Source organism: Paenibacillus sp. FSL R7-0026 (assembly GCF_038004485.1).
GTDB classification, from domain to species: domain Bacteria; phylum Bacillota; class Bacilli; order Paenibacillales; family Paenibacillaceae; genus Paenibacillus; species Paenibacillus xylanexedens_A.
This window is the reverse complement of record NZ_JBBORG010000001.1, coordinates 6,055,698-6,077,956: the sequence shown is the minus strand read 5'-3', so window position 1 is coordinate 6,077,956 and position 22,259 is coordinate 6,055,698. Positions and strand designations below refer to the sequence as shown.

Genomic DNA, 22,259 nt, shown 5'->3' with positions numbered 1-22,259 from the left:
ATGGTGACCGGGATGGAGTTCAATTCGAACAATACCCTGAAGCGTGATCTGGAGAAGTATGCAGCACAGTATGCAATAGAGCAGGAGCGTCAAGGCAGCCTGGGTGATGGACGCAGCAGTATCCATTACCCGGCTTTGTTCCTTTTCGTGGGTGATCTGGTTGCACCTGCTGTGTCTGCCGTGCAGGAGATCAATCGGCTGAAATGGGATAACGGAGACGGTGTGGTCTACGTTCAAATTGGGACAGAAGATCAGGAAGCGGGTCCGGTTGAAACGAGGAATGGTGGCTCGTCCGATGATGGTCAGGTGACTCGTCACCGCTTGCCTTTGTCCGCTGGGCAGACAGAGCGACCATCCAAAACAAGGCGTAAGGATGTACACCGCAGTTTCCACGAATCGGATCAGGCGCTCTTTGATCTGAATCGTACGCTTCGGCGGGTCAGTAACCGAATTGCCGAATATGGACGGTTATACTCGTCATTTGATCGGATTTACGTTACGGTGGTAACCAGAGCGGATGATCCGTTGAATGTATTGTTGCCGGAGCTCACCAAGCTGACGGAGACCATTTTGTCCCAAGCCTTCAAGTCGGTGCAGACGGATCTGCATGTATTAGTCAGCGAGATGGAACAGGTGGATTCCTTTGGGTATGCCAGCGCAGCAGGCCTCGCTTTTCTGCGGGAACTGGATTATATGCAGTCGCTGGACTACACGTTCAGCGGTAATCTGCTGGTGACGGAGGATGGGATCTCCATTCCGGTTACACATCCCGCTTCGCCGTTGTTTGATCTGGTATATCTGTTGTCTGACAAAAATGAGCGTGGAACCGGTGTCCCTGGTGGTTGGATCGAAAATGCCGAGATCATCTGCCGCATCTGCCTGCTAAAGAACCGGAAGCAGGATACGGATCACTCGGGTAGCGTTTCAAGCACGGGAGCGAACACGTACAACAATACATCCTTTAAAAACAATATTCGTACCACCTCTGATCAGCATGGTTATGCCAGCGCGGGTTTTGCCGAGATCAGGCGGCCAAACAAGCCGATTGCACTGGCGGTGTTATATCACATGTATCGGTATCTGCTCGCACGCATGCGGCAGGAGCCGGATTGGAGCATTAAGGACAAACTCGCTTTCTTTGGACTGGACGCGGCCTCGGTGGAACGCAAAGTCGAAGGCCTTCTGCCCAATGAAGATCTGGTTAGTGGCATGAGCGGCATCATGACGCATAACGTCAGTTTCTCTGATCTGAAGCCGCTCTCACTTCGTGAAGCGGAGAGAGCGTTGTTTGGACAAGGAGCTGAAGCGTACTTCCGCGATAACGTTGTCCGTCTTGTCGAAGAGCGTGTGCGCGAGCGCAGCTCTAGCGGTTCCCTGCGCCGTCATGCTGAACATTCCCGCGCGGAGCATCCAGAGGTTGGTTACTTCCAGTGGGCGGCCTGGAGTGACAGTGAGCCTGGCAGTGTGCGTGAAGCGCTGCTCGGATTGATTCGGGATAAATCGATGCAGCTTGAATCGGCACGTGCTCTGCTGGAGCAACGTCAGCAAGAGCGAGTGGAAGATCAGTCGTTCAAACGAGCGTTGTTCCGTGATAAACAGAATGTACGCAATCTGATTGACTGCATGCTCGAGCGAGTATATGTACCCAAGGTAGAATTACTGCGACTGGAAAATGAATTACATCTGCTGCGCATCTACGATACGGAGATGGAAGAGCTTCATCGTTTTAGTCGCCACGTCACAGCAGCACTTGAAGCGCTGGAGCGCACACTGCGCGAGACAGCTACCCAAAGTATCGCCGCTGCGGATGAATACATTGGCCAGAACGTGATGGAGTACTACGGCAAAGTGACGGAAGAGCTAATCATCGACCTGGAAGCCAAGCGCGGACGGGATGTATGGTTTGAGGACCGTTACATGGGAGACATGAACCGGCTCGCCACAGAAGGTGATGATCGTCTGCTGAAACGTCTGATGGAGGTATGTCACTCGTTGCTGCTTACGGCCGAGCCGCTACGATTGCCATTTGAAGAAGAGCTGTTGCAGCGTGCTAACGTTACGATTGCCTACGGAGATAAAGATGTATTAACCCGCGATGATCTGTTCCGCAGGTTGTACCACACGCTGGAGGATCAGGCGGTTGTTCGGGTACGCGTATTCGATTATACGCAGGAACATCGGTATGAAGAGAAGTATTTCTTTGGTGACCATCATAGTGCTTTCATGGACTACGCGGCGCATGCCGAAGAGACGTCACGCATCTACAAGCTGGGTGTGGTGTACGAAGAACGTAGCAGTGGTGTGGAGAAGCTCAATCTGATGGGAGGTTTCCATCTGGAGGATCTCATGGTGTATCGGAACGGTAAGGTATATTACGACTCGTATACGGAAAATGGCTATGAACTTCACCCCGCTGGTCTGGTGGAAAAGTTGTCACCCATTCGTTAAGACGCCGGCGGCGGTGTCCTGACACCCAGCACCAATCTTGTATTAACTCAGCCTGTTTAAGGCTGGTTTGGAAAGGATGCATGCACACATGCAGCGAAAAATTAATCTTCTCCTGGTCCTGTTCAGCCTGATTGGCGGGGCAGTCGGCTTTGCGGCAGGAGAAATCATGTTGCGTCAATGGCTTGGGGAGATGCCACGTCTGTTGCTGATGGGATTATACTTTGGCGTACTGGCGCTGAGCGTTGGATTGTTCTGTTTGATCGCAGAAATGATCTCACCCAAGCTGAATGGTGCTTCATGGAAGCTCCGGTATCTGGGACTGTCATGGAAATTGCTTGTTCCGGCAACACTGGCTCTGTTGTTTGTTGTTGGACTCGCCCTGCAATTGTTGTATCAGATCAATCCGGGCGGTGCGAAGCAAGTCAAAGATATCGTACTAATGATCGACAACTCGGGCAGCATGAATGATACAGATCCGGATAACGGACGCTTTGAAGCCGCCAAGACACTGATCAGCCAAATGGAGAGTGACAAACAGGTAGCTGTCATTACATTTGATGACCAACCGCAGTTGTTACAGCCGTTTATTGCGCTGGATAGTGAAGCGGCCAAGAATGAGGTTTATAGCAAAATCGATGGCATTGTCACGACTTCGGGCGGCACCAATTTTGATGCCGTTTTGCGGGAAGGCATGGAACAGATTCAGGGCAAACAGGACCCGAAACGCGGTACAGTTGTCATCTTGTTATCTGATGGCTTCAGTGAAGCGGATACGGCAGATATTTTGTCCCAATATACCAGTGAACAGATTTCTATTAATACAGTTGGCCTAAGCCTGGTGGACCCATCAGGTACGGATCTGCTGCGTAATATTGCTCAGCAAACGGGTGGCATGTACTATGATGTACCGGATTCCGGTGGTCTGAATCTGGCATTCCAGCAGATCTACGATACGATTGATGAACGGACGCTGGTAACGGAGCGTACAGGCATGATGGAACATAGCGTTTATCTGGCGATTTTCCGTGTAGCAGCCGTGTTACTGATTGGAGTAGCATTGGGTGTGTCACTCGGACTTGTGTTTGATAACCGTCATCTCGCGCTCAGCTTCGGTATTGGTGGTGCGGTATCGGGTCTACTGGCAGGGCTTCTGCTGGAATGGGGCCTCGACGGTTCGAACGTGGGTGATACATTCGTACGACTTGGTGCGATGCTCATTTTGTCTGGCGTACTGACCCTCTTCTCCTGGATTGTTCCGATTAAGGAGAACACGCCGCGGAAGAGCAGGGGTCGTCGTGAAGCTGGCGGCGGAACTTCTTCTGCCGAAGGGTTTGGTCAGAGACCAAGAGATACACGCAGCAAAGGATTCTAACGTCGGGAGGTCAATGGAAATGCGGTTTACGGATGCAGACCCTTCGACACCCTTGATTCGAAAACTGACACTTGCGGTGGACGAAGGACGTTGTACACTTCGCTGGCTCTGGCCGGAACGGGTAGAAGCTGTGTATGTGGAACGGCTGGAGCTGGATATGATGAGCGATGATCATATCGGGGAAGAGCCTGCACAGGGCAAGCTGAAGCTGTACACGAGAGAGGAATATAAGGCGAGCAATGGATACACGGATCGGATCACGGGTTTTGGTGCCATCAAGTATACGGTTTATGTGTGTCAGATGCAGGAAGAGGGACCTGTGCTGATCCGTCAACGAGACGAGGACAACATGGTGATTGCAAGCGCAGGGAAGGCGGATATCCGCTTTTCCATTCGCTACAAGAGCGGTTTTTTTCAGAAACGAAAAAGTGTATTGATCACCGTCACAGCGGAAGTACCTGTTCCAAAGGAAGCCCTCTGTTATGTTCGCAAACAGGGCGGGGTTCCGCTGAATAAGGAAGATGGTACGGTGTATCCTTTTGTGAGTGATTTTGCTCCCGGAAGAAATGAGATGCCGCCCGTTGAAGTCGCTAAGGATGATTATGTGCGATTATTCTTCACGGACGGACCAAAGTATGGAGCTGCCTATCGGCTTATATCAGACTAGATAGTTGGACTAGCGATTGGAAGGTTACTCTGTCATCGTAGTGCAAGTGTAAATCACCTTAGTCTGACTGATCAGGGGAGGGGAGTGGCTATGAGCTTTTTTAGTCGGTTTTTGAAGAGACAACAGCCGGAGGAACGTCCGCTGTTTTACGATATTGTATGCCCTTATTGTTTCAGCAAGTTTTCACCGGAAGAGGTCGTGTTCCGAGCTGCCCATCACCGCGATGATGATGAAGACTACGCACTCGGGGAAGATGCAAAGTTGAATCGGTATCGCGAAAGGTTCGGACTTGATACGGTATTTGATATGGAGGCCGTATTGGCTCCGCATGATGTACCGGAGGAACATCGGATTTATTCCGACAACATCGTGATGGGTCTTAACGATCGGTACGGTGTCGTTACACGTCGCCGGTTATGCCCGCAGTGTCATAACGAGCTGCCTGTTACAGCAGGTAAAGCACCGAGCAACATCATTTCCATTATTGGTGCATCCCAGGTGGGAAAATCCGTCTACATGACTTCACTAATTCATACATTGCAGCATTATACGGCCGATCATTTTGACGCGGCTTGCATGCCACTGAATGCGGAGATCAGCCGCCGATTCCGCGCGGATTATGAAGAACCGTTGTTCGAACGAGGCGATCTTCTGGATTCTACACAGAAGGAGAAGTTGCAGGAGCCGTTTATCTTCCAGTTTGTGTTCAAGGACGAAGATAAAGCGCCGCTGACTCTAGTCTTCTTTGACGTTGCAGGTGAAGGTATGGTGGAGCAGGATTACCTCGGACTTCACGGGCAGCACATTAAGAACTCTGCAGGAATCCTGTTTATGGTGGACCCGCTTCAGATTCGTTCGATTCGGGACAAAATCCGCATTAACCTCGGCAACGAGCCGGGAGAGTGGACACCACGATACGATGAGCCGCGCGATGTGGTGCTGACGATGTTTGGAGATTTTATCGCCTATCAGGACAAAGCCAAGACCAATATTCCAACGGCTGTTGTGCTCACGAAAAGCGACATGCTGCATTCCCTCAAGGATGAAGAGGGGGATTATATCAAATCGAACAGTAACGTGTTCCGCAACATGGTGCACCGCGATTGGTTCGACCTAACTGAGTTTGAAAATATCGACGGGGAGATCCGGCGTTTTATTGAGAAGGTGGATCGTCCGTTCAAGGGCACGATGGATGTGTACTTCAAGGATACAGCTTATTTCGCAGTATCTGCGCTAGGCAGCAATCCGGTGGATATGAAATTGCAGGGTGTGGTTAGCCCGATTCGCGTGGATGAACCCTTCTTATGGCTATTGTACAAGCTGAAGTACATTGAGGGGAGAGTGGGATGATGCGTTCTTCCGTAACCCCGCCCATTGAACAACAGTTGTATACCCGAGAGCGGCGCGGGGTGTTTCGCACAACAGAGGGGTTTGATACGGTTGCGGCATCGCCGGGACTGGACCCTTCTTTTATCAAAAAAGTGCTTCACCCCTACTGTGTCTATGACGCTCCAGCGGAGCTAACAGGCCGTAGCGAGAAGGACGAGACGAAGTTTCCAGCTGCCATTCACCTGCTTCATCTGGAGAGTGGGGAGACAATCCTTGGGCAAAATGTGTACCAGTCTGCGGATTTCACCGGGCTGCGCAGTGCCTTTTTTGCACATAATTACGTCTTGTCTCCCGAGCGCTCGGAAGAGCAGATGAAACAAGGCGGCTGGCTGGATGCCGTGTTCGCTACGTCCTATGACATCGAACAAGGTACAGTTCTGCCGGCGCTTGCTGAATTGCCCATCTCACCGGGAAGTGGTCCTGATTCATCACCAACCCAAGTGCTGAGTGTCTTGAAAATGAACGAAGTGCTGTTCAAGCGCTTGCTCTACGCCGTAATGCAGTCTGTAGCGACACGCAGAAAAGTATACATTGCGCTGGACCTTCCCGCAGAGGAAGTGACCGCAGGGGCCAAAGGATTGTTACGTTTGCTGTACACGGCTTTACCATACGCATTCCGGCGGCAGTTGGGATTCATGACGTTTGCCAAGGAGCCGCAGGCCAAGAAAGGCATTCACGTCCAGTTTGTAGAGCGAGGAACGTTACGTCCGAAAGACCGGAATACAGAGAAGGATTTCACCTTTGATCTGGTATCCGGCAGAGTGACACATGCGGATGCATCTGTGGCGAAGTTACCTTATGCGGAATTCGCTTGGGCCTTATTGCAGGAACCTGCGGCGGCGGATGCGTTCTATACGTTTGCGGATGAGATGCTGTCCGGCATGGAGCCTGGGCGGGAACTTTCCATTGAAGCCTATGGCGAACTTGCGGTGTTCTATGGTCTTGAACAGGGCATGGAAGACCTGTATTTGGATAACAAAAGTCATGTCCTGAGTGGCTTGCTGACCTATTTGAAGCCGGATGGTGGATCGCAGCAACGTTCCCGTCTGAACGAGCTGTTCCTGACCTTGCTCAGCAGGGAACTGGACAGCGTGAAGCGTGAGAACGTACCCGAAGAAGACGTCGCAGCTCGCATTGGAGAATATTTCAGTGTTGCCGCGCCCGTGGTGCAATCCCGGATTGTGGACTATTTTATCTACGGTGTGAATAATGCCCGCGCCCAGAAGCGTATGCGTGCTGTACAGGAATTGTATGCTGTGCTGGATCGGGATCCGCAGCTGAATCGGGCTTTCTTTGATAAAGTGCTGGCCAATGAATCGCTCACTAAGCTGTTGTTCGAGCCTTATCTGGACAATCAGCTGAAACGCACGGAATCGGCAGCGAACGTTGTTGAAGTGATCCGAAGATGGGTTACGTCCCATCCATCTGCGATCCACTACAGCTTCTTGCAGGAGCGGACAGCCAATGAGTTGCGTGAACGGTTATGTTCTGCGCCTAATCCGGTACAATCTGCGAATGAAGCACTACAACGAGTTAGCATACTGGATCGGGTATCCGCTGATGTCACCTATGATACAGGCATTACGGCACGAATTGGTCAATCTGGAGCTACAGCCCGCCCTAATCGCAAAGGGGGATCTCTGTCTGCCAGTCAAGATCCGGCATATCAGGAGGAGTTAACCCGCCTTGCAGACAAGCTGGCTTATGTCATTAACCTGTTTATGATTCAGGATCTGGATCTGGAACGGGTTAACCGTGAACAGCTATTAAGCATTGATATTTTGCAGCATGGTAATGAGGTTCGGGATTGGGCGGCACGTCAGGGCTCTGATGTATCTGCTCGAACGAACATGATGCTGGCTGCGAGAGTGTGGCTTAGTGGCGAGGGGAATGAAGAAGAGGCATTGGAGGCACTTTCCCTGGCAGAACGCAATGAACTTCAACGCTGGACGCGTCGCTGGCTTGCCGCAGAGCTGCAGGCTCATCCGGGGATCGCAGCATATGAAGCTTTGCCGATGGCTTTTTATCGGGGGGGAAGCGGCAGCAATCGGTTGGATTATCCTGGCCTGATTGAATTCATCCGCACCAATGCAAGTCGTGCTGAAGGGCTGTATCCATTCTTCGAATGGTCAGGAGATCATCGAATGTTTGTCCGGGGTTCCAATGCGCATAAAGGATATGCGGATGCGATCGTGGCGTATTTCAAGGCCCATGATCGTGAAGCTTTCAAGTCGAAGTCGGCTTTCAAACCGTATTATGCGAGAGCCAGCAAGACAATGAAGCCGGTCTATGACCGTGCGAAGACGGAATTGTCCTCTCCACTGGTGCGGATGCTAACGGGTAAAAGGAAAAATCTGTTCGGATTAATCCTCTTGATCCTGGTTCTGGGTATTGCTGGCGGTACATATGCATGGATGAAAGATTCTGTAGAGCCGCCAGCGGCATCCCCTCCATCTACCCAGGAGCCTGTCATACCGGCTGAACCGGAGGTGCAGCTCGCGGAGCAGATTGCTTATATGATTCCTGCGAGTGAACAGGAGGGTACGGAGTCACCTGCTCAACTGGTGATCCGTTTCAGGAACGATACGGGAAGCACTGAGTTTGAGCAAGGCAAACTTCAATTGACGTTGAAGGATGGCAGTACTCAGGAGTTGGACACTACAGGTAAGTGGGAGAGTTTTAATCGGAATGAGGAGCCAGATAACCAAGTTCCTTCCGATAGTAGTTCAGGAAGTACTTCCGAAGGAAGCACGCATGGTTCTTCAGCGGGAAATGCGGGGAACACAGAGCAGACGCAGGATGGCGATCAACAGGACGATCCTTCAACATCTGGTGATTCCACTTCAGATCCTGCTACCGATACAACAACGGATACAGGGACGAATGCATCGTCTAATGCTGCGAGTGGAGACACGGATCAAGGTACGGATGCAGATCAAGTTACTGGTTCCACATCGCCTGACACATCTGTATCCAATGAACAGGATGCGGATGCGAACACTCCTGCACAGATGTCTATTGGAGAGGTAGATCGTCTCTATCCGTATGGATTGCAGATCGATCTTCCAGCGAATATGGATGCGGAGAGCATTGTCAGTGTGAAGAGTACGCAGGGCAATATGACAGTGATCCAATTGATGCCGCAGCCTAAGCTGTAAGTTATTTTATATGAACATGTTGCATAGATTCATTAAGTGTCTTTTGATCCAATAATGAAATGCTGACTTCATACCTTATTAAACGAGCGTATGTGAGATGACCTTGAACTTTAGATTTCAAGGTCATCTTTTTTTGATTCACATCCCGGATGCAGCAATCACATGAAAAAAATCATATATTCACAATTCAGACACAAAATTTGCGATTCAAGAGTTTGAAAAACAGTCAGAAGTGATAAAGTGCGCGGAATGAATGAGAAAAGATCTCATGTGTACTTGGGAAAAGAGCGGGATTTCTGCTACAGAAAGACCAAATAAAGCACGAAAAGAGAAGAAAATTTGGTTTTTCATGTTGACAAATGATAATGATTATCAGTATCTTTAGTGTAGAAGATATTTGCGTCGGAAATACACAGAATTACAATTTCGTTTTTGTTGTCATAGCCGGATTACATAACCGGGATAAATGAGAGAGGGATGATCGCATGTTTCGTCTGGAGACGACCAAGCTGGATATCGCTTATGAGGAAAGACTAATTGTAGAGGATCTGAATATTCAGATTCCCCAAGGAAAAATTACAGCACTTGTTGGAGCCAATGGTTCAGGGAAGTCAACCATCCTGAAAACGATGGCACGTATTATGGCTCCAAAAGCAGGTAATGTATTGCTCGACGGGAAGTCCATCCATAAACAGTCCACGCGTGAAGTTGCCAAGCAACTTGCGATTTTGCCACAGAATCCAACAGCCCCTGAAGGTCTTACCGTTACTGAACTGGTATCGTATGGTCGCTTTCCTTATCAAAAAGGATTTGGCTCCATGCGTGCGGAAGACAAACGTATGATTGAATGGGCTATCGAAGTGACAGCCATGACTGAATTCCATGATCGTCCGATTGATCAACTGTCCGGTGGACAGCGTCAACGTGCCTGGATTGCCATGGCACTTGCACAAGAAACAGATATCCTTTTCCTGGACGAGCCGACTACGTTCCTGGATATGGCTCACCAGCTCGAAGTATTGCAATTACTGGAGCAACTGAATGCCACAGCCAACCGTACCATTGTTATGGTTGTGCATGACTTGAATCATGCTTCCCGCTACGCACATCACATGATTGGTATCAAAAAAGGTAAAGCCATTGCTCATGGTTCACCTGTAGAAGTTATGAATTCGGATGTACTTCGTGAAGTATTCAACATTGAAGCAGATATCGTGATTGATCCGCGTTCCGGTGTACCGCTCTGCTTGCCTTACGCTCTTGCAGGCGAACGCCAGCAATCGAAGACGCCAGAGCAGCTGGTCATGAACAGTGCGATGGTTCATGCTGGAGGACGGACAGAACCACGTGTTCAAGCGACAGGAAGTTAACGAAATGGGCCATATGTGGTCCTTACATTATAGAATGAAGCCGCTGTGCGCTATTGCACGCGGCTCTTTTGCATTCATGGGGAATTTGCAACTCATGGGAGCAAAGGGGACGGGTAGACCCGGGATTTGGTAATCGTATCGGATCAGGTCTATAATAATAGGACAGGCTGTGAGTTCATTGGTTATGCCAACGTGCTCGCAACAGCCCAAACCAACATATGTCATGGGAGGAATCAGTCATGTCCGTATATTCATATCAGGCGGTAACCACCGCTAACCAAGAAGTCTCACTGGATCTGTATCAAGGTAAGGTATTGGTCATTGCCAATACAGCCAGCAAGTGTGGGCTGACCCCGCAATACGGTGAATTGCAAAAGCTCTATGATCGTTATCGCGATCAAGGCTTGGTTGTACTGGGTTTCCCTTGTAACCAGTTTGGAGGGCAGGAGCCAGGTACAAGTGAGGAAGCGGAATCATTTTGCCAGATTAACTATGGTGTGAATTTCCCGGTGTTTGCCAAGGTAGATGTGAATGGTGAGGACACTCATCCCCTGTTCCAATACCTGAAGGAGCAACAACCTGGCGTAGGTGAAACAAGCGACATCCAATGGAACTTCACCAAGTTCCTTGTTAACCGTGAAGGTGAAGTGGTAGGTCGTGTTGAACCAAAAGAATCTCCGGAGACAATGATTGCAGATATCGAAAAATTGCTCGGTTAATACATGAACGTGTGAGAAGCCTATCCTTGCTTATGCAAGGATAGGCTTCTTTGATTATTTTATATACGTTGCTTTTTCTCTTCACAGGTAGGAGTTGGATCCATGAAATCAACCCTGTATTGAAATTTGAAGTATTTAATTTTGTATAAGTCAAACATGAAGGCAGGAGACGCCTCTAACTTTATACGTCCACACTGCGTTCATACAGGGATCACGGAAGCCGTTACATAGCATAAACCCGCTCGAATCCGGGGACAATGAAATCAACACAATGAAGGGAAGAAAGGCTTAAATACAGGGAAATGACCTCCTTCGACAAACTTTTTTTGCTCAACCTATTGCAATGTGAAAAATATCACATTATAATGAGTGTATAAAGTGAAATAAATCACATACACAGTTTCGAACAAGAAGTGAAATGTTTCACAACCATAACAACCTTATATTCAAACTCATTTATATATTTCGAGGAGGAACTTTTAATGAAAATCGCAGTTATCGGATGTACACACGCAGGAACCGCAGCCATCGTAAATACCGCCAAATTGTACCCGGATGCTACCATCACGGTGTATGAGCGCAATGACAATATCTCCTTCCTATCTTGTGGCATTGCGCTCTACGTAGGTGGGGTTGTGAAAGACCCTGACGGTTTGTTCTATTCTTCGCCTAATCAATTGGCAGAGCTTGGTGTTGAGACCAAGATGCTTCATGAAGTTACAGCAGTTGATGCCAAGGGTCATACCCTTCGGGCTAAAAACCTGCAAACCGGGGAAGAATTTGAAGATACGTTTGACAAACTGATCGTGACAACGGGTTCATGGCCTGTCGTTCCAAAGCTTGAAGGCATCGAGATGGATAACATTTTACTTTGCAAAAACTACAATCATTCCAACACGATTATTGAAAAAGCCAAAGATGCCAAACGTGTTACTGTTGTAGGTGCAGGATATATCGGCGTAGAACTGGTTGAGGCTTTCCAGATGAACGGCAAGGAAGTTACCCTGATCGACAGTGTGGACCGTATTTTGAACAAATACCTGGACCCTGAATTCACGGATGCGATTGAAGATACGTTGACTGGACGCGGCATCAAGCTGGCTCTTGGTCAAACGGTACAGAAGTTTACTGGTGAAAATGGCAAAGTAACTAAGGTGATTACGTCCAAAGGAGAGTTTGAAACCGATCTGGTTATTCTGTGCATTGGTTTCCGTCCAAATACCGAGCTGCTCAAAGGCCAAGTGGATATGCTGCCAAACGGCGCAATCATCGTGGATAAATATATGCAAACGAGTCAAAAAGACGTCTTCGCTGCGGGTGACAGCTGTGCTATTCATTACAACCCAACAGGCAAAGCAGCTTACATTCCACTGGCAACCAACGCCGTGCGGATGGGTACACTTGTAGCCCGTAACCTGGTTCGTCCTACAACACCGTATATGGGTACACAAGGCACATCGGGTATCAAAATTTATGAGCAAAATATTGCAGGTACCGGGATGACAGAAACGTCTGCTGCTGACGAAGGTCTGATTGTTGAATCCGTGGTACTGGAAGACAGCTACCGTCCGGAGTTTATGCCAACGGCTGAGAAACTGTTGCTTAAAGTGGTATATGAGCAGGCAACTCGTCGGATCGTCGGAGCACAGGTGATGTCTCAGGTTGATCTGACCCAATCGATTAATACGATCTCGGTCTGCATCCAAAACAACATGACCGTAGATGAGCTGGCCTTCATCGACTTCTTCTTCCAGCCACATTACAACAAACCGTGGAACTTCCTGAACACGGCGGGTCTGCAAGCACTGCCTCCAATAGAAGTAAAAGCACCAGCAATGGTGTAAGGAAGAGAATAGATGGTTGAACAGATTGCATGATAAACGCGATACGAAGATAAGTCATGCTTGTCCGTAAATAAGAGGTGTACAATAACTGCCAGGATTACGAAACAAGGCGGACGGATTATAGACGTTTATAAAGGAAAAAGAAGACTGGCGAGTATATCGTCAGTCTTTTTTGTGATTTTACAGCTTCAAAAGGCTTTACTATACTCTTGCTGTCATAACTATTCCAAGACACTTTTAAAGTATCTTTTTAAACAACATTGTGATAATTTGCACAAAGTTATGTTTAGGACCGAGATACAATTAGGATGTGGTATTCAACGCATAACTAATGAATTTCAGATGTTTTATCCAATGATGAACAATGAAGGAGAGGATGAATGATATGGCTGCAAAAACACCTCTTGAGGTTGCACAATATACGGCGCAAACAGGAATGAAGAAGGCTCAGTATCCGGTGTCTTCTGTACTGGTGCTTAGTTTTCTGGCAGGGGCTTTTATTGCGCTGGGTTTTCTACTGGATATTCGGGTGATTGCTTCTGCGCCGGCAGAGTGGGGGAGTCTGGTCAATCTGATTGGTGCAGCAGTGTTCCCGGTGGGACTAATCTTGGTGCTCATCGGTGGTGGCGAGTTGCTGACAGGTAACATGATGGCAGTACCACTTGCAACGATTGCACGAAAACTATCCGTGGGTAGCATGTTGAAAAATCTAACCTTAGTGACGATTGGTAATTTTGTTGGAGCTTTGTTTGTCGCGTACGCGTTTGGACATGTGCTGGGTCTGACCGGAGAGGGTGTATATCTGGCAAAAGTGGTGGATATGGCTGGGCATAAGCTGCATGACGGCTTCCTGCAAGCTTTCATCTCTGGCATCGGCTGTAACTGGCTGGTCGCGCTGGCCGTGTGGCTATCTTATGCTTCGGATACGATGAGTGGCAAGGTACTAGGGATTTGGTTTCCAACGATGGCGTTTGTGGCGATTGGATTCCAGCACGTTGTGGCCAATATGTTCCTCATCCCGGCGGCAATCTTCGAAGGACATTATTCGTGGGGCCAATATGTGATGAATTTCATTCCGGTATGGCTCGGGAATCTGACTGGTGGTGCTCTGTTTGTAGCTGCAGCCTATTGGGTGGTGTACCTGCGCCAAGTTGAACCAAAAGTGAAGCCAGAGATGGCGACGTCGATCGAACCTGTGGAGACAGAGGCTAGAGTGATGTTGAGTAAGCAGGCATAGAGGGCACAGAGCGGGGCATATATACACTTATAGCAGAAGTGAAGACGATTCTGATCTTGCTCGGTTCATGGCGAATATGCTGTGATGGAGCAGGGCGGGATCGTTTTTTTGTATGGGGTCCTTGTTGGAGTTTAACGCAAAATAAATTCGCCATGACAAGGTTCGGGGGAACGAAACCTGTTCATGGCGAATTTCGGGAGTGGTCCATGATATGGCATGAGGAGGAAGTGGGGAAACACTAGCCTAATGCCTTATTTTTAATTTACCCCTGAATTCTGAAGTTGAATCAACTCAAAAACATTTTTTTGAAAATAATTTAAAGCCGCCATAGCGGCGAATATGAAGCAAAAACATACTGTTCTCTTTACGCGATTACCTCGAAGAAGATATGATATAGGGATAGCTTTTATAGAGGGGAGCCTTACGATGATCGATCAGGAGAATGGTATATTTGCGGCGGTGTGCCCGCTCGACTGTCCGGACACTTGTGGTCTGTTATTACATAAAGAGAACGGCAAAATTGTGAAGGTGGCAGGCAATCCGGATCATCCCATAACCAAGGGTGCCATCTGTAATAAAGTTAGGAATATGACTGAGCGGGTGTATCACCCCGAACGTCTACAATATCCGATGAAACGTGTAGGAGCCAAAGGTGAAGGCAAGTTCGAACGAATCAGTTGGGATGAAGCGATTCGCGAGATTACGACCAAATTCACTGCATTGTCCGAAACCTACGGCCCGGAGAGCATCCTGCCCTACAGCTTTTACGGTAACATGGGCATTCTCGGCGTAGACGGCATGGATCGACGTTTCTTCAATGCGCTTGGTGCGAGTGTACTGGAGCAGACGATCTGTAACTCTGCTGGAAATACCGGCTGGAAATATACGATGGGTGCCAATCGTGGAACGGTGCCGGAAGATACGGAGCATGCGGATCTCATCCTGGTGTGGGGCGGCAATATCGTCAGTACCAATATGCACCAGGTCGTTTTGGCGGAGAAAGCCCGCAAGAAAGGTGCCAAGATCGTCGTCATCGACGTTCATCGCAATCGTACCGCCCAATGGGGCGACTGGTTTATTCCTTTGTATCCGGGCACGGACAGCGCACTGGCGCTGGGATTGATGCATGTGCTGTTCGAACGGGGACTAACGGATGAAGCGTTTATGCAAAAGTATACGATAGGTCATGAGGCACTACGTGATCATGTCCGCAGTTACACCCCTGACCGCGTTGCACGTATTACGGGCGTGCCGGAGGAAACCATTGTGGAGCTGGCCGAACTATACGGCAACGCACAAGCAGCTCATATTCACATCGGCAATGGTCTCCAGCACCATGATAATGGGGGGATGAACGTGCGTAGCGTTGCATGTCTGCCTGCCATTACAGGGCAATGGCTGAAGCAAGGCGGCGGTGCCGTTCGCACCAACAGCTACGCGAGCACAAATAGCGACGCGCTGGAACGTCCGGAGCTGCGGCAGAATCCGGAGCCGCGAGTGGTGAACATGAACCGGATTGGTGAAGCGTTGCTGGAAGCAGAGCAGCCAATTCGGGCTATGATGGTCTACTGCAGCAATCCACTGGTGGTGGCACCGGATACCGAGCGGGTGGAGCGAGGTTTTTCACGGGAGGATCTGTTCACGGTTGTGCATGATCTGTTCATGACGGATACGGCGAAGTATGCAGATATCGTATTGCCAGCCACATCTTCATTTGAAGCGACGGACCTGTACACCTCTTATTGGCATCAGTACGTTCATCTGCAAGAGCCGGTAATTGCACCGATTGGAGAGAGCAAGAGCAATGTGGAACTGTTCTCGCTGCTTGGGCAGGCTATGGGGTACGATCCTGCAATCTTTGGAGAAACACCGGAACAGATGATTGAGGACGCACTTCAGGGCACAGGCAACCCCTACATGAATGGAGTCACGTTGGAAGGACTGAAGGAACATCGATTCGTGAAGCTGGATATGACGCCACATGCTGCATATCTGGATCAGCTGCCCACACCTTCAGGCAAAATCGAATTGTATTCCGAGACGATGGAACAGCGAGGGCTTCCGCCGCTCCCTACCTATAGTGCTCTGGTTGAAGGATACGATGGGGAGCATCCGGCTGGACCTGCCGATACGTATCCATTGATGTTCCTGTCGCCGCCAAACCATAATTTCCTGAACTCCACCTTTGGCAATTCAGCCAAACATCAACGTTTGGAAAAGATGCCTTTATTGCAGATACACCCCGAGGACGCCATCCGTAGAAACGTGGAGGATGGCGATGCAGTGGTCGTATGGAATGAACGCGGGCGCATCGAACTTACTGCCAAGGTGAGTGAAGCCATGTTGCCGGGAACCGTCATCAGCCAGGGTTTATGGTGGGATGGTGATGGCAAGAAGCAGCGAGCGAATTCACTGACGTCCAATCGGTTGTCGGACATGGGCAACGGGGCTACCTTCTTCTCGGCCACTGTTGAAGTGAAGCGTCAATGAGTGTGCTTGCAGCATGATTTTTTTGAGGTAAGATGAACAAAGGCTAGAATTTGAGCAGGATTATAGTGCAATAGATGTAACACTTCATAAAACCTTCGCTCTGGCTGGTTATGGTTATGCCGTCAGGGCAAAGGTCTATTTTTTATGGCTATTTGTTTGTGCAGAGGTACTAAGGAGAATGAATTAACGATGATGAGATGGCTGGATAACTATCCAAAAGAAGTGAGAATATTTTTACTGGCAAGTCTGGTTAACGCAACCGGCAGTGCCTTGATGTGGCCGCTGACCACCATGTATGTGTTTGATGAGCTTGGGAGGACGATGGCAAACGCGGGTTTTGTGATCCTCATTCAGTCCCTGGGTGGCATCTTCGGACAATTGCTCGGAGGTTCGTTGTATCACCGGGTGGGCGTGAAGAAGCTGATCATTGGCTCACTGGCGCTTAATGCGTTAGGTTTGTTTGCGTTGCCCTGGATTAGCGCGTATTGGGTCATATTTATATGTGCTATGGGCTGGATTGGCCTGTTCAGTTCATTGTCGCTGCCAGCGATTCAGGCTTTTATTGGCTTCCGGTTTGCGGAGCGACGCGGTGAATTATTCAATATTATCTATGTGGCGAACAATATCGGGGTGGCGATTGGTACGGCGCTGAGCGGTTTTCTGGCTGACTTTTCCTATCACCTCAGCTTTGTACTGAACGGGGTGACCTCAGCCGGATTTGCAATTTTCTTCTGGTATTATCTGTCGCGGGTTGAACCGGATCAGGGGGAAGTACATCTGACGAAACGGAAAACCGTCCCCGATGGGCCGGGCGTCTGGGCATTGCTGGGTAATACCCGATTATATCTGTTTATGAGCTTGGGCGTGCTCTTCCTGTTATTCGGCAACTCCATCTGGAACACAGGTGTGTCCCCGTATATCATCTCTGAGGGTATGGAAAAAAGAATGTACGGTCTGCTCTGGACCCTCAACGGGGTGCTGATATTTGTGGGCCAACCCTTCACCAGCTGGGTGAAACGGACCATGGCCCGTACCTCCACTGCCCAGATGACGGCGAGTGCGGTATTCTATGGTATGGCCTACATTGTCATGATTACCATGTACAGCTATCCAGGCATGGTGCTTGCAATGGTACTTGCCACGTTTGGGGAGATGTTGATCTCCCCTGCAACGCCTGCGTTTATCTCGGAGCATGCTGGCAGGGCGGCACCTTTTTACATCGGGATATCGGGTGGGATCGGTGCGGTTGGACGGGTTATCGGGCCCTATGCGATGGGGGTCATGTATGACAAACAGGGACTTATTCCTGTAGCGTGGCTGGCAACAGGCACAGCAGCGATTGCGGTACTTGGTTTTGTGCTGCATGCGGTGTTGAACCGTAACCGTGAAGTGAAGGAGTATGGAATGGACGCCTAGCCTTTTTGGGGTGAGTCGTATGATGAAGGGAGAGGACAGGTTAGAGTGGAGGAGAAAAGAAAGCTACTTTTACCTGTCAGATTCATCCCTTAGAATTATATTGACAAAAAAATCTTTTTATGCAATAATTTACATATTGAAATATTCAGTATATACTAAGGTTCTCCTGGCCAGGGGGAATCTTATTTTTGTTTGTACGGGAGGATGAAATATGAAGCAAAATGAGTCCAGCATTACATCCTTGATTTCGGCTTTTGGTCGATCTTACCACTGCCAATACGATACACCTCTTATTTTGGATGATTATATAGCCAGTGCGCTTATCACTCCTCAAGAGTTTTCGGATATCCGTGAGAATATGATTCAAGGTATCCATTTTTTCAACCCGGACATGGCTCATATGATCAAGGACGACCCGGATGATATACTGAGGTGGATTGTACAGACCCAGATTGCTCCAACCCCCTTGGCACGTGCCGCATATTGCGAACGAGTGCTGCTTCATGAAATGGCATTGGGAGGCACGCAATATGTAATACTTGGAGCCGGTCTGGATACGTTTGCGTTTCGGTATCCGGAATTAAAGGATAGACTGAACATCATTGAAGTGGATATCCCGGCCACACAGCAATTCAAACGCAGTCGGCTGTCGTCCGCGAAACTACCTATTCCATCCAATCTGCACTTTGTGGCTATGGATTTGACCGATAAGGACTCCCTTTCAACACTCGTGACTGAAGAGTTAAGCAGCGAGAAATCTTTTGTGAGTTTACTTGGCGTCTCTTTTTACTTGACCAAAGAAAATTTGTCCCGGATGTTGCAAATGTTGTTTACGAAACTGCCTTCCGGAAGTTCAATTGTTTTTGACTACGCTGACGAACATCTTTTTGAAACGAAGGGCATATCTAATCCCGTGGACCATATGATCCAGATGGCAGCAGCTGGCGGTGAGCCGATGAAATCCGGGTATGCATATGTGGAGATGGAGGCCTTGCTTGATAAAGCGGGGTTGCTTATCTATGAGCATCTGACTCCAGAGGCGATTCAGGAACAGTTTTTCCAGGATCGAACCGATTATCTAAGGGCATTTGAAACGATACATTTTATTCACGCGGTAAAAAAATAAATCGATCCGGGCATGTATGGTCACTTATATAGCCCGCATTTGCATAACAACGACCAACCTTCACCCTGTGGCAGGGTGAGGGTTGTTTGGTTTGAACGAAGGATCAACATAGACCATGATTCAGTTGTCAATAACTTCGCATGTGATACAAATGTTCAGAAATCAGACTTGTTAGGGTACAATTCCATGTCATTCAATGTCCTTGCCTCTATTTGTGCATAATGCTCATATAATAGAATGGATCTGGTTAAAGGCAGGGGGATGCATACGATGTACAAGGTTTTGCTGGTTGATGATGAATTTATGATCTCGGACGGGATCTCCAGTGTGGTGGACTGGTCCAGATTAGGAACAGAACTGATCGGCATTGCTCAAGATGGATTGGAAGCGCTCGCTTCAATTGAGCGGCAACGTCCGGATATTATCATCTCGGACATTCGCATGCCGGGAATGGATGGGTTACAGCTGGTTGAAGCAGTGGCCGAGAAGTATCAGCATATCTCGTTTATCATGCTCACAGGTTTTACGGAGTTTGAATATGCGAAGACTGCCATGCAGTATGGGGTGAAGCATTATTTGCTCAAACCCTGCAGTGAAGAACATCTCGTAGAGGCTATTAGTGAATTGGTCAGTGAGAAGAGAGAGTTAACCGATCAAGAGCGCTTTGTACAGTCGATCCAATATAATCTGGAGCGTGTACTGCCACATGCCAAGGAATATTTTCTGAAAGAGCTAGTCACGAACAGAACATACGGGGTCAAGGAATGGAAGTATTTCGAGGAATTATTCGATGTACAGTTTCAGGACCAACGTGTGCGGTTGCTGCTGGTAGAGATTGAGGGGGATCATGAGTATTTGCACTTGTTCGCGGTGAAGAACATTGCCGAAGATATTTTTCACAATCCCATCTTAAGTGCCACGGTTGGAAGGCATGTGTTACTAATTATGGAGGACAAGTTGTCTGAAACGCAGTTGTTCCATAATATCGATGAGATTCGCGCCACATTTACCCGATATTACCATGATGATCTCACGATTGCGCTGAGCGAGCCAGGAGACCTTTCGCAGGCACGCCATTTGTACATGCAGACGCTGGTTTATCTCAATTACCGCTTTTACCTCGGTGAGGGCAGTCTCATTATGGAGCGGGATGTCTACTCTCCCGGAGAACGCATTCTTCCTGAATTCGAATACGATCCAGAGCGGATGGTTACTGCAATCAAGGCGGGACACTGGCAGGAAGTGGGATCAGAGCTGAACCGGATGTTTCAGCTGCTTGCCAGCTTGCGATACGATATATCCCAAACGAAGTCCTATCTTATTCAGATGTTTATGGAGATGATTCGACTCAGCGGCTCTGCCGAGATGAAAAGGTATATGGACCAGTTGCCAAGTATGATTGAATCCAGCACCCTGCATTCTTTTCAACAGTTTCTGCTTGCCGTCGGCAAGGAAATCACCCTGCGCCGCTATGAACAACATCGCTCCAGACAATCGCAGATGGTAGGGAGTGTGAAACAGCTGGTAGAGAAGCGTTACAGGGACGAGACATTAACACTCCAGTCTATCGCTGGGGAAATATACATGAATCCAGACTACATCGGCAAAATGTTCAAAAAAGAAACTGGTGAGAAATTTACGAACTATGTGTTAAGCTACCGCCTCCGTAAAGCATTGGAGCTTCTGGAGCAGGGCGGGAACTATACCGTATCCTCGCTCGCCGAACAGACAGGGTTTGGTGCCAACTGGCCGTATTTCAGCAAAATGTTCAAGAAATACACGGGTTTCTCCCCTTCCGAGTATAGAAAAGTACCCTAAGACAGCGTTGCTACCGGCTTCTACATAGCTAATCTTTATATCCGATCTACATCTAATCTGTGATCGGGCCCTGTACGCCATTCATCGGCGGCAGGGTCTTTTTTTGTCGGACGGAACTCGGTTTTGAACATCCATTTATCGGAAATGAGCATGGGAAGAAAAGGCGCTCGCTTCTATCATTAGAAGTGTCATGTTAGTGAATGAACATCGAGAGTGGAGGTTGAGTGGATGGAGCTGAATCGAAGCCGGGGGATTGAACCTGGGCGTTTGAAGCCAGCTGGCAAATGGAGTTCGGTGAAAAAGGAACTTGTCCGCAACAGATACGTTTATCTGATGCTCGTTCCTGTGGTAGCCTACTATCTGATTTTCAGCTATGGGCCAATGTACGGGCTACTGATGGCATTTCAGGAATCCTACAACCCGATCAAAGGAATCTTGGCAGGCGAATGGGTTGGATTTGACAACTTCACCATGTTTTTTGAAAGTTATTATTTCTGGCGACTGATTAAGAACACACTGATTTTGAGTTTTTACAGTATTGTGTTTGGTTTCCCGGCTCCGATTCTACTAGCACTGCTACTGAATGAAGTCCGGAAGAAGTGGTTCAGAGGTGCAGTACAGACCATAAGTTATATGCCGCATTTCATCTCGGTTGTCGTTGTGGTTGGAATGTTAAAAACGTTCTCATCTCTGGACGGTGGGTTATTTAACGTCATTCGTGACTTTTTCGATCTGCAGCCGATCATGTTTTTGGCGGAAAAAGATATGTTCCGTCCGATGTACATCCTGTCCAACATATGGCAGGGCGCAGGCTGGGCCTCGATTATCTTTTTGGCAGCACTAAGTGGTATTGATCCTCAGTTGTATGAAGCTTCCAAAATTGACGGCGCAGGCCGCTGGAGACAGCTGTTACATATTACACTGCCGGGCATTATGCCCACGATTGTGATCATGTTAATTCTGCGTATGGGGGCGGTCATGAACGCGGATTTTCAGAAAATATTGCTGATGCAAACGGCACCGACCTATGAGACATCGGATGTCATATCCACCTTTGTTTATCGATCCGGTATTTTGGAGGGGAACTATACGTATTCAACCGCCATCGGACTATTTAACGGCGTCATTAATTTCGCGCTGCTCATTATCGCAAACGCGATCAGCAGAAAGCTTAACTCAACCAGTCTCTGGTAATCGGAAGGTGA

At 48.6% G+C, this 22,259-nt stretch carries 14 protein-coding genes; all 14 read left to right on the top strand.

Annotated elements, in window-relative coordinates:
* Entirely contained in the window at positions 1–2,448 is a 2,448-nt protein-coding gene (locus MKY44_RS26630; protein ID WP_341009302.1) for a transcription initiation factor TFIID, read from the top strand.
* A gap of 88 nt (positions 2,449–2,536) precedes the next feature.
* Entirely contained in the window at positions 2,537–3,820 is a 1,284-nt protein-coding gene (locus tag MKY44_RS26625; protein ID WP_341009300.1) for a vWA domain-containing protein, read from the top strand.
* A gap of 19 nt (positions 3,821–3,839) precedes the next feature.
* Positions 3,840–4,487 carry a beta-mannanase gene (locus tag MKY44_RS26620; RefSeq protein ID WP_341009298.1) on the top strand — a complete coding sequence of 216 codons (648 nt, stop codon included), beginning with the start codon at positions 3,840–3,842 and terminating at the stop codon, positions 4,485–4,487.
* 90 nt (positions 4,488–4,577) lie between these two features.
* Positions 4,578–5,837: a TRAFAC clade GTPase domain-containing protein gene (locus MKY44_RS26615; protein WP_024632789.1), complete on the top strand. Its 1,260-nt coding sequence runs from the start codon at positions 4,578–4,580 to the stop codon at positions 5,835–5,837.
* Complete coding sequence (locus MKY44_RS26610; protein WP_341009297.1) at positions 5,834–9,034, top strand: GAP1-N2 domain-containing protein; 3,201 nt, start codon at positions 5,834–5,836, stop codon at positions 9,032–9,034. Before MKY44_RS26615 ends, MKY44_RS26610 begins: the two co-directional genes overlap by 4 nt.
* Positions 9,035–9,519: 485 nt before the next feature.
* Positions 9,520–10,404, top strand: a complete 885-nt coding sequence (locus MKY44_RS26605; RefSeq protein WP_036667819.1) for an ABC transporter ATP-binding protein — start codon at positions 9,520–9,522, stop codon at positions 10,402–10,404.
* Between the two features lie 239 nt (positions 10,405–10,643).
* A complete protein-coding gene (locus MKY44_RS26600) occupies positions 10,644–11,123 on the top strand; it encodes a glutathione peroxidase (RefSeq protein ID WP_047840764.1) in 480 nt (159 codons plus the stop codon).
* A gap of 482 nt (positions 11,124–11,605) precedes the next feature.
* Positions 11,606–12,967, top strand: a complete 1,362-nt coding sequence (locus tag MKY44_RS26595; protein ID WP_341009296.1) for an FAD-dependent oxidoreductase — start codon at positions 11,606–11,608, stop codon at positions 12,965–12,967.
* Positions 12,968–13,352: 385 nt separating this feature from the next.
* Complete coding sequence (locus MKY44_RS26590) at positions 13,353–14,204, top strand: formate/nitrite transporter family protein (RefSeq protein ID WP_341009294.1); 852 nt, start codon at positions 13,353–13,355, stop codon at positions 14,202–14,204.
* Positions 14,205–14,630: 426 nt separating this feature from the next.
* Positions 14,631–16,694: a molybdopterin-containing oxidoreductase family protein gene (locus MKY44_RS26585; RefSeq protein WP_341009293.1), complete on the top strand. Its 2,064-nt coding sequence runs from the start codon at positions 14,631–14,633 to the stop codon at positions 16,692–16,694.
* A 192-nt stretch (positions 16,695–16,886) separates the two neighbouring features.
* Positions 16,887–18,110, top strand: a complete 1,224-nt coding sequence (locus tag MKY44_RS26580; protein ID WP_145325000.1) for an MFS transporter — start codon at positions 16,887–16,889, stop codon at positions 18,108–18,110.
* A 211-nt stretch (positions 18,111–18,321) separates the two neighbouring features.
* Positions 18,322–19,236, top strand: a complete 915-nt coding sequence (locus MKY44_RS26575; RefSeq protein ID WP_341009291.1) for a class I SAM-dependent methyltransferase — start codon at positions 18,322–18,324, stop codon at positions 19,234–19,236.
* 270 nt (positions 19,237–19,506) lie between these two features.
* Complete coding sequence (locus MKY44_RS26570) at positions 19,507–21,054, top strand: response regulator (protein WP_341009290.1); 1,548 nt, start codon at positions 19,507–19,509, stop codon at positions 21,052–21,054.
* Between the two features lie 333 nt (positions 21,055–21,387).
* Complete coding sequence (locus tag MKY44_RS26565; RefSeq protein WP_235193717.1) at positions 21,388–22,248, top strand: ABC transporter permease; 861 nt, start codon at positions 21,388–21,390, stop codon at positions 22,246–22,248.
* Positions 22,249–22,259 lie beyond the last annotated feature (11 nt).

What these genes read in the sequence shown, in the direction of transcription:
- MKY44_RS26615 (WP_024632789.1), top strand. Translation starts at nt 4,578, where the DNA reads ATGAGCTTTTTTAGTCGGTTTTTGAAGAGACAACAGCCGGAGGAACGT.
- MKY44_RS26575 (WP_341009291.1), top strand. Translation starts at nt 18,322, where the DNA reads ATGAAGCAAAATGAGTCCAGCATTACATCCTTGATTTCGGCTTTTGGT.
- MKY44_RS26590 (WP_341009294.1), top strand. Translation starts at nt 13,353, where the DNA reads ATGGCTGCAAAAACACCTCTTGAGGTTGCACAATATACGGCGCAAACA.
- MKY44_RS26630 (WP_341009302.1), top strand. Translation starts at nt 1, where the DNA reads ATGGTGACCGGGATGGAGTTCAATTCGAACAATACCCTGAAGCGTGAT.
- MKY44_RS26595 (WP_341009296.1), top strand. Translation starts at nt 11,606, where the DNA reads ATGAAAATCGCAGTTATCGGATGTACACACGCAGGAACCGCAGCCATC.
- MKY44_RS26585 (WP_341009293.1), top strand. Translation starts at nt 14,631, where the DNA reads ATGATCGATCAGGAGAATGGTATATTTGCGGCGGTGTGCCCGCTCGAC.
- MKY44_RS26565 (WP_235193717.1), top strand. Translation starts at nt 21,388, where the DNA reads ATGCTCGTTCCTGTGGTAGCCTACTATCTGATTTTCAGCTATGGGCCA.
- MKY44_RS26625 (WP_341009300.1), top strand. Translation starts at nt 2,537, where the DNA reads ATGCAGCGAAAAATTAATCTTCTCCTGGTCCTGTTCAGCCTGATTGGC.
- MKY44_RS26620 (WP_341009298.1), top strand. Translation starts at nt 3,840, where the DNA reads ATGCGGTTTACGGATGCAGACCCTTCGACACCCTTGATTCGAAAACTG.
- MKY44_RS26605 (WP_036667819.1), top strand. Translation starts at nt 9,520, where the DNA reads ATGTTTCGTCTGGAGACGACCAAGCTGGATATCGCTTATGAGGAAAGA.
- MKY44_RS26570 (WP_341009290.1), top strand. Translation starts at nt 19,507, where the DNA reads ATGTACAAGGTTTTGCTGGTTGATGATGAATTTATGATCTCGGACGGG.
- MKY44_RS26610 (WP_341009297.1), top strand. Translation starts at nt 5,834, where the DNA reads ATGATGCGTTCTTCCGTAACCCCGCCCATTGAACAACAGTTGTATACC.
- MKY44_RS26600 (WP_047840764.1), top strand. Translation starts at nt 10,644, where the DNA reads ATGTCCGTATATTCATATCAGGCGGTAACCACCGCTAACCAAGAAGTC.
- MKY44_RS26580 (WP_145325000.1), top strand. Translation starts at nt 16,887, where the DNA reads ATGAGATGGCTGGATAACTATCCAAAAGAAGTGAGAATATTTTTACTG.